Here is a 7,229-nt window from a genome sequence, read left to right as displayed (position 1 = left end):
TTTCGTCGGGTGAGTGTACTGTAATAGCCTTACCCGGAGCGTTACCCTCCCCGGAATCCGGGGCGTATCTACACCGCTCCGTGTACCCTTCGACAACGTGAGATAAATCGCCTGACGAAACGGCTCCGTCAACCCACAGATAGACGTGAGCGTGAGGCGTTGCGTAGGTATCCGTTCCTGCGAGGACTACCGCATACTCGAAGTCGTGAGGAATCGCCCGACGTAGGGCGGGTATCACGTAGCTCCTCACGGTTTCGGAAAGCTCAGCAATCAGGGAAAGCGGGGGAATCCATTTCCCTGAGGAGCGAGGAGATTGCCGGAGCGACAACATAACGGTATGTAAGTTGCTAAACGCGCTCTGGCAACTTCTGTCAGTTTCGAGGATACGTCGATATTTCTTTTTGGAATTGCGAGGGTAGCCATTAGACTCTGCTGAGGCTATCCGTCCTCGAAGCTCTCTCTGTTGGGCCTGTGCTATCTCTTCTCTCGTCTGTATGCGCTTCCCCTCACGGAATCTGTCGGGTATTGCTGAGTATGTACCCGGTTCAATAAGTGAGGTTTCCCAAAACGCTGAGCGCACAGGTTGTCTTTGTTCGTCGTCTATCTCTGGTTCAAGCGGTTCATTCTTGTTGGGGTAAACACAGGCGCGCGACCCTTCCGTACCGTCTGTATCTGTAAATTGTAGTGGTGTTGTTGTCATTTGTAACCTCCCCCGGCAGCGGAGGGAGGCTGATAAGTTACGAGTAACCTATTTGTGAGCTACCCATAACCTTTAAGTGGCCACAACCCGTAGGAATTAGTGACTAAGCTTCTTCCTGTGGGCAGGCTACCTCAGCCTTTCCCTCAAGCTCTTAAACCTTGTTAGTCACAAGTATAGAGCTACTACCGCCGGATTATTCAGTGTTAATAGCTTCTATGCCCCGATTCTTCGAGAAGTACCGAGTCTGAGCCGGTTTCGTCGTCGGATACTTCTACACGATTAGACGAACCCTGAGGGTCTACAACTTTCTTTAAGCCCGTCTGAGGGTCATAGTGTATCTCGCTTCCGTCGTCGCTTTGATATACTCTCACGGCTTGATTCATCAATCCTCTGGTGAAATACTGTTTCTCGTATTCAAAGCTCTCACCGTTGTACTCAAGTGTATCAGTTAATTCAAGCTTCATAGTATTAATCTCCTGATGTAAAGGTTCCGTCGTCGGCTCGGGGCTTCTCGTCTATCGTAATCTGTCCTTCTGCTGTTGGCTCAAGTTTCCGCCCATCATATAAACTATCTGATAGGTTGCTACGTGAGCCTAAGAGGACTTCTAAGAGTAATTGAGCAACAGGCCCATTACCCGCATACGTGTTATTACCCCCTCGTCGGTTGGTAAATTCTCGATTCCCCAGCCGCTCAATCTCCCCGTCTCTCAATTCTTTGAAAAGCTCAATCGGAAGGTATACTTCTACTGTCTCTGTGCGAGCCATAATTAATCGAGAATACGGTTTCGGATTTCCTCTTGTTTGTCTTCAGCTTCCGTTTGACTACCCCGAGAATCGCCTTGTGACGTATCCGAAGCCTCTGCTGTCTCTGTTAGTCCTAAACGCTCTCTCGTCGCCTCTTGAAGCTCTGAGGCTTGTTCTGAGGCTTCGGATAGCTCCGTGAGATAGTCAGACAAGACGGCTCTAATAACGTCCTGTTGAGTATCTGAGCCGTCAAACTCCGGTGAGGCATTTCTGACTTTTGAGGCTAAATGTTCTACGTTCTCTCCGTTGTGTGATTCTGAAAGCTCTGCTGTCTCGGTTAAGTCAAAACTGTTAGTCATTGTTCTTCTCCGTTATATTCTCTAATAAGGACTTCTACGGCCTCTCCGTTCGGTACTTTGTCGGTTTTGAAATAATCTTTCTGAAATTCGACAAGTTGCTCATAGGTTTCGGGTTGTAGGGCAACGTGATGGTATTGGTTGTTTGACATTTGGGAATCACCCCTTTCCCGCTCTGGTAATCAAATACTGACTACCAGAGCGAGGGGGCGAAGAGATGGTGATTCTCTTCTAACTATGTCAGAAAGCTGTGAGAGCTTTCAGCCTGATTTGAGGCTCAGGCAAACCACAGAGATTCGTCGGACGATATGGGGTGAGGACAAGGTGTTTGTCCTCACTATGCTTGTAATAAGAATAAACTTAAAAAGGGGTCAATACGATTCAAATAGAATCAATTCCGGCAATAGAGGCTATTTTATCCACAGAATCGGGGCGAAAGCGACAAGTTACCGTTAGTAACCTGAAATGCCAATACAATGCCAACCAGCTTAACCAACACCGGAGCCGTATTGCGGTTAGCCTGTTGGTTAATGAAGTCCGTTAAGCTCTTCTCCAATTTTCGCAGGCGTAGGCTTCGACAAATACGGTTCTATGCTCTGGTAATCACTCCACCCGCCTATATCCATCATTACTCTCACGCTCACGTCCTCTTCGACTAAGTGGTGAGAAGCCCAACTACGCCGTAAGTCGTGCGAGGAGACGTGTTGCCACCGCTCATTATCGTCTGTAAGCGGTTCTCTCGCCTCACGCACCCAACGACGTATTGAGTCAACAGAAACGCTCACGTAAGGCTCAGACGGAGCTATGTTGCGCTCTTTGGCGTAGTTTTCAAGCTCTCGCTTCACGCTCTCAGGAACGTAAGCGTCTCTCGTCGCCTTGTCGCCCCCTTTCGTGTTTTTGCCAGCAACAGACAATTCCCAGTATTCTCCCTCGTCGTTGTGTCGCAACCCTTGAGGTTTGGCTGTTGAAACACCTGAAGCGCGTAGGCCAACTTTGCCCATTAGGAGAATAGCGATACGTCGTTCCCAGTCTGTTTCTCTCGCTTCTCGTGCGAGCGCGTCTATTTCGTCTGGATAGCTGAGCCAGCATTTCGTTTCGTCGCCGGAATCGTCTATTCGCACCATACACGGATAATATAGTTTCCGTGTAAAAAGTGCTTTGATTCAGTGTGTTGTGGCTCTCGTCTGAGCCAAATACCTGCTATAAGCCGTCTAAGCGTTGTCGTGCGAGAAGGAATACACGACTTGTATACTAAAGCGGTTATGCTGTTTCGAGAGCAACAGAATTGATTTGCGCTTTCGCTCAAGCAACTTATCAATTTTTTATATTCTTGCCGAACCGAAAACCACTCTCTGACAACCGGAGCGCGAGAAAAAATATCCTCAAATATTAACTGCGGTTCCGACTTTCAAATATTTGACACTTCAATCCCGAAACCAGCGATACCACTTGACAAAGAACGGAGCGTTGCTTTCCGCACGCTCTTCACGTACCTCAAGAGCCACCTCTTCGACCTTCTCCTCTATCTGCGAGCGACGAGTAAGCTGTTGCTCAAGCTCTTCTATGCGCGCCTCACGGGTTTCGAGGCGTTGCCGGAGAGTATTCAACTCTTTCTCCAACTCGTCGGCTCTTTGCCCCTTCGAGAGCAAATCACGTACTACCTGTGAGCGAGATTCATCCCGCTCCTCTTTCAATTCATCAATCCGCTCAAGTGTGCTTTCCTCTACTGTCACCGAGAGATGTTTCATAACAGGATTCTCGCACTGGCGTTGTATAGTGGTTTTGCTGTTCGGTGTTAGGATGTGATACTCAATATGAGGATTATAACACCAGTCTAACACCGAGTGTGAGGATTCTAACAGCGTCAGACGCGACACCATAATTTAAGTTAGAGGGGCAGAAACCTGTGGGTATCCGTCGAAAACGGCGGGTGAGGAGTGTTCACACCACTCCTCTCAGCAAAGGAGTTCCCGTATGCCCACTAATACCACCGAGGGTAATCAGTCTTACTCTCACGAACCGAGTAGCACCGTTAGCAGAGACGAGTTTGAGGCTCTTGTAGAGCGCGTAGAAACGCTTGAAGGGCGCGTAGAGGAAAAGGACGAACGAATAGCAGAACTTGAAGAGCAACTATCTGAGCAACAGTCTGAGAGCGCGAAAGAGAGAGCCGAAATAAAGCAACGAGTTACCACCCTCGAAAGCGAAGAGAGCGACGAGGAACCCGATAGCAACGACGAAACCCCCACACCTCAGACGGGGAAAACCGCCTTACAGGAGCCGGAAACACCCTTAGAAGACATTATACAGATTCCCGAACACTTGGCGGAAGAGAACCTATCTGCTAATCAGCAAAGAGCGCGTTTCGTCGCAAAGGACATTCACGAGTATTCGCGGAGTGTTCCAGCAGGCAGAGTAATCAAGTCGTCTGAGCTTAGACGGGTTCTCTCAGCCGGTGAGGATGGCACAGTGTACAATCAGACGGTGAGCCGGGTGATTGATTATCTCGATTCCTTAGGCGACGAGGACGTAAAGATACGAGAGACACAAGCCGGTGAGCGCGTTGTAGTGTTTACCGACGAGATAGTGAAACGGATTGTCGCCTATCGCAATCGGAATAACGGCGTTGTTACCGGAGGGAAGGTAGAAGGGTAGGTGAGCGCGTTACTCACTCGTCGAGACGTGTAGAATAGCTTACACGAACTACCTACAAGCCCCTTTACCTTAGTAACAACTAAAGGGAAACTCCCTTGCTTTCAGTAACAGTAGTAGTGTATTGAACACTCTACTGTTGGGTTTGTGTGTTTCCCCGGTAACAACGGCGTTATTCAATCCTTCCGTGAGGTTAGCCGATTCCGAGCAAACCGGGTAGCTTAGTAGGTACTTCAATGGTTGTACGATTCTCCCGTGAGCGGTTCCGTCTCTGTGAAGCGTGAGGGGTAGGGTTCGAGGACGAGGAACGGGATTGCTCCGACGATTCTTGAGGCTTAGACGAGGGTGAAGGGCTTTGGGAAGGTTCGGGGAAACGCTCAGTCAACAGGTCGTCTACAAGACTCCTACCGAATATAGCGAGACAAAGGTATCTATCTAAGGGTTGGCAGGTAGGATATGTAACGGTTACAGTGCGTATCTTGTGCGGGACTGCGACTATCGGGACACCGAGTTCCCGTATTAGCTATGCTGCTGGGACAGGTTCGAGGAGCCGAATCCGAATCCCGGGGCCAGCGAACAGGCGAGTATCGGAAAACAGGGTTCACTCATCTAAGTCGGTCACATCTATTGGCTCTTCCCCTCTATCTCGCTTCTCGATGTTAGCCTCTTTGCGAATCGCTTCTTCGTAGTCTCGTGAACCGGTCTCGTCACGCAGAGCTTTCATGTCTTCAAGCGTCTTGTCACTCACCTTCACAGGGTCGGTTAGGGTTTCTTCGTAGCCCTCGACTATCTGTTCTTCATCGTATGGGTTCTTCAAAATATATAGGAGCGCGCCGTGGAGCGTTTCGACGCCTTTCACGCCGCTTCTCTCGTTCATTCCTGCTACATCCCGTAGATGGTCTTTCAGTGCCTCAGAGAGTGAAAGACTGGTTGTTCCGGTAGTTACCTTGCTTTCCGCTTCGAGTTTGTCCTTGTTCAGCCACCACACCTTCGAGGTAGAGCCTGTTTTAAAACTCTCGACCCACCCGCGCTCGTCCAACTTACTGAGGCGGTTGTAGATGATGTCTTGTGAATCATCCACCCTCTCCGCGATTTCACCGGATGTAACGGGTTCTGTGTCGTTGTTGAGGTAGTCGGCCATCACACGCAGGATACCCGGGTCCTTCCCCGACCGGAACATCTCGTCCCGAATGAGGCTACTGTTCACTGTCACGTCTGGGGCCGGAATCCAGTACACTCGGGCACGCGCACCGGGCTTTTTGGTTTGGATTTCCCCCTCTACTGCCAGTTCTTTCGCACGGTTCATCACCGTATCAGGGTGACAGTCGAAGTTTCCCGATAGGGTTTTTGCGGTTTCGGGGATACCCGGTGTGAACTGCTCCTTCACGTCTGCTCGATTCACCGTTCTCTCTGGTCCTCGTGTCATAATTAGTTGAACTCGAATCCTGCGTCGTTGAGTAGTCGCCGTCGATAGTTTGAATCAGTAGCCGCTCGGTATACCGCTGGCTTGTGCGCATCGCCTCGCACCCGCCGATGCCCCCGCTCCCGTTCAGCATCTACAGCCCGCTGCCAATCCTCGTGATATTCTCCCAGCGTAACGTCATCGGCTGAGGAAGCTGAGAATGAGTACCAGTGAGGCGGGTCCTCACCTCCATTAAATTGGCCTATATCGACGCCTTTCTCTTGTAGGTCATCGACGGCAGCACTACCGTGTGGTAGAATCACCCCCAGCTTCTCGTCTTTGAGGTACCCTTTCAGGCAGTACCGGTTGCCGAGGCTAATTGGCAGCGACTTCTGGTCAGTCCGGATGGACATGACCAGCTGCTCGTCGTCCGGCGTGACTCCGGTAATCTCAATTAACTCTGCGACCAAATCAAGGAAGTTGTCCACCCACTCCCGGCTGGGGGCAGTCTCGACAACCTCAACGAGGTCATCGTGGGAGTCTCGGCCGACCGGAAGGGGCTCCGATGTGACCCCTTCACTATGGAGGACATCAGCTACCACTTCTCGAATTGTCTCTGTCGGGGGGTTTCGGCTAATTGCGGTCTCGATGTCATCAGCAATCCGATTCTCAACGACCGACTCAATCTCGGTCGACAGCAAATCACGAGTCGGCTCCTCTCGAAGTACCTCTCGGACTGCTTCACGAGTTTCTTCAGAACTTGCTTCTCGGGAGGGGCCTGACTCAATTTTTTCTACCGCTCGAAGGATGAACTCATCCCACGTCTCGCCATCGTTCTTCGCGTCAGCGGCTCTGGTATACACTTCTGAGTTCAGCTTGAGGTTCTTCCGCGATGTTCCTTTTGGCACGTATCCCTATCTGTAGTACAATATAATAAATGTTTTGGGAAGGGATGGTATCCAAGGCTCAAGCACCGACGAGGAGTAACGTCAACTGCTTCGTCTGACCGACTCTAACGTATTCACTCTTTGAAATGTGTCACACTGTCCGCCAAACTCCGTGGAATGTTAAGAACCTAAACGTCGGCAGAGGAAGAGCCATCTACAGTGGGCTCTCGTTCTCCGTAGCTCCAGCTATGATTACCCTGCGACAACCACACTGTGCTTTTGTCGAAGGTATCAGTGACGGCTCCGTGAGACAGTTCCGCTTCCGTCGCCTCTTCTGGATTGATGATATTCGGAATCTGTGAGGCCACGTAAACCGCTCCTGTTGTCGGATTCCCTCTTTCGTTGTGTTCGTGCGTTGTTTCTGTGGTGCGCTCTCTTTCGTCGGGTGAGTGTACTGTAATAGCCTTACCCGGAGCGTTACCCTCCCCGGA

9 protein-coding genes are annotated in these 7,229 nt (G+C 50.5%); 1 reads left to right on the top strand and 8 read right to left on the bottom strand.

Annotated features, from left to right (window positions below; translation table 11 throughout):
• The 5 genes from DP107_RS20990 to DP107_RS19365 form a co-directional block, all read right to left on the bottom strand.
• Nucleotides 1-700 (bottom strand): hypothetical protein (locus DP107_RS20990; protein WP_238330972.1); only part of this gene is annotated, 700 nt, incomplete at its 3' end.
• Nucleotides 701-903: 203 nt separating this feature from the next.
• Nucleotides 904-1,164: a hypothetical protein gene (locus DP107_RS19380; RefSeq protein ID WP_144263722.1), complete on the bottom strand. Its 261-nt coding sequence runs from the start codon at nt 1,162-1,164 to the stop codon at nt 904-906.
• Between the two features lie 303 nt (nt 1,165-1,467).
• Complete coding sequence (locus DP107_RS19375; protein ID WP_144263721.1) at nt 1,468-1,803, bottom strand: hypothetical protein; 336 nt, start codon at nt 1,801-1,803, stop codon at nt 1,468-1,470.
• Nucleotides 1,804-2,327: 524 nt separating this feature from the next.
• On the bottom strand, nt 2,328-2,924 hold the full coding sequence (locus DP107_RS19370; RefSeq protein ID WP_144263720.1) for a site-specific integrase: 597 nt from the start codon (nt 2,922-2,924) through the stop codon (nt 2,328-2,330).
• 300 nt (nt 2,925-3,224) lie between these two features.
• Nucleotides 3,225-3,548 carry a ribbon-helix-helix protein, CopG family gene (locus DP107_RS19365; protein WP_185977418.1) on the bottom strand — a complete coding sequence of 108 codons (324 nt, stop codon included), beginning with the start codon at nt 3,546-3,548 and terminating at the stop codon, nt 3,225-3,227.
• 226 nt (nt 3,549-3,774) lie between these two features.
• On the opposite strand from DP107_RS19365, the gene DP107_RS19360 reads away from it, so the two are divergent.
• Nucleotides 3,775-4,452 (top strand): hypothetical protein, encoded by a 678-nt coding sequence (locus tag DP107_RS19360; RefSeq protein ID WP_144263718.1) that lies wholly within the window; start codon nt 3,775-3,777, stop codon nt 4,450-4,452.
• Nucleotides 4,453-5,050: 598 nt separating this feature from the next.
• Here the strand turns inward: DP107_RS19360 and DP107_RS19355 are convergent.
• The 3 genes from DP107_RS19355 to DP107_RS20985 all read right to left on the bottom strand — a co-directional run.
• Complete coding sequence (locus tag DP107_RS19355; protein ID WP_144263717.1) at nt 5,051-5,836, bottom strand: Rrf2 family transcriptional regulator; 786 nt, start codon at nt 5,834-5,836, stop codon at nt 5,051-5,053.
• 41 nt (nt 5,837-5,877) lie between these two features.
• Nucleotides 5,878-6,759, bottom strand: coding sequence for a zinc-binding metallopeptidase family protein (locus DP107_RS19350; RefSeq protein ID WP_144263716.1), 882 nt, complete (start codon nt 6,757-6,759; stop codon nt 5,878-5,880).
• Nucleotides 6,760-6,926: 167 nt separating this feature from the next.
• A partial coding sequence (locus DP107_RS20985) for a hypothetical protein (RefSeq protein WP_238330971.1) occupies nt 6,927-7,229 on the bottom strand: 303 nt, incomplete at its 5' end.

The organism is Haloglomus irregulare (assembly GCF_007421925.1).
Classification (GTDB): Archaea; Halobacteriota; Halobacteria; order Halobacteriales; family Haloarculaceae; genus Haloglomus; species Haloglomus irregulare.
This window is presented reverse-complemented; position numbering and strand designations above follow the sequence as displayed.

Coding starts and splice junctions, on each gene's coding strand:
- DP107_RS19375 (WP_144263721.1), bottom strand. CDS start 1,803: ATGACTAACAGTTTTGACTTAACCGAGACAGCAGAGCTTTCAGAATCA.
- DP107_RS19360 (WP_144263718.1), top strand. CDS start 3,775: ATGCCCACTAATACCACCGAGGGTAATCAGTCTTACTCTCACGAACCG.
- DP107_RS19370 (WP_144263720.1), bottom strand. CDS start 2,924: ATGGTGCGAATAGACGATTCCGGCGACGAAACGAAATGCTGGCTCAGC.
- DP107_RS19365 (WP_185977418.1), bottom strand. CDS start 3,548: ATGAAACATCTCTCGGTGACAGTAGAGGAAAGCACACTTGAGCGGATT.
- DP107_RS19380 (WP_144263722.1), bottom strand. CDS start 1,164: ATGAAGCTTGAATTAACTGATACACTTGAGTACAACGGTGAGAGCTTT.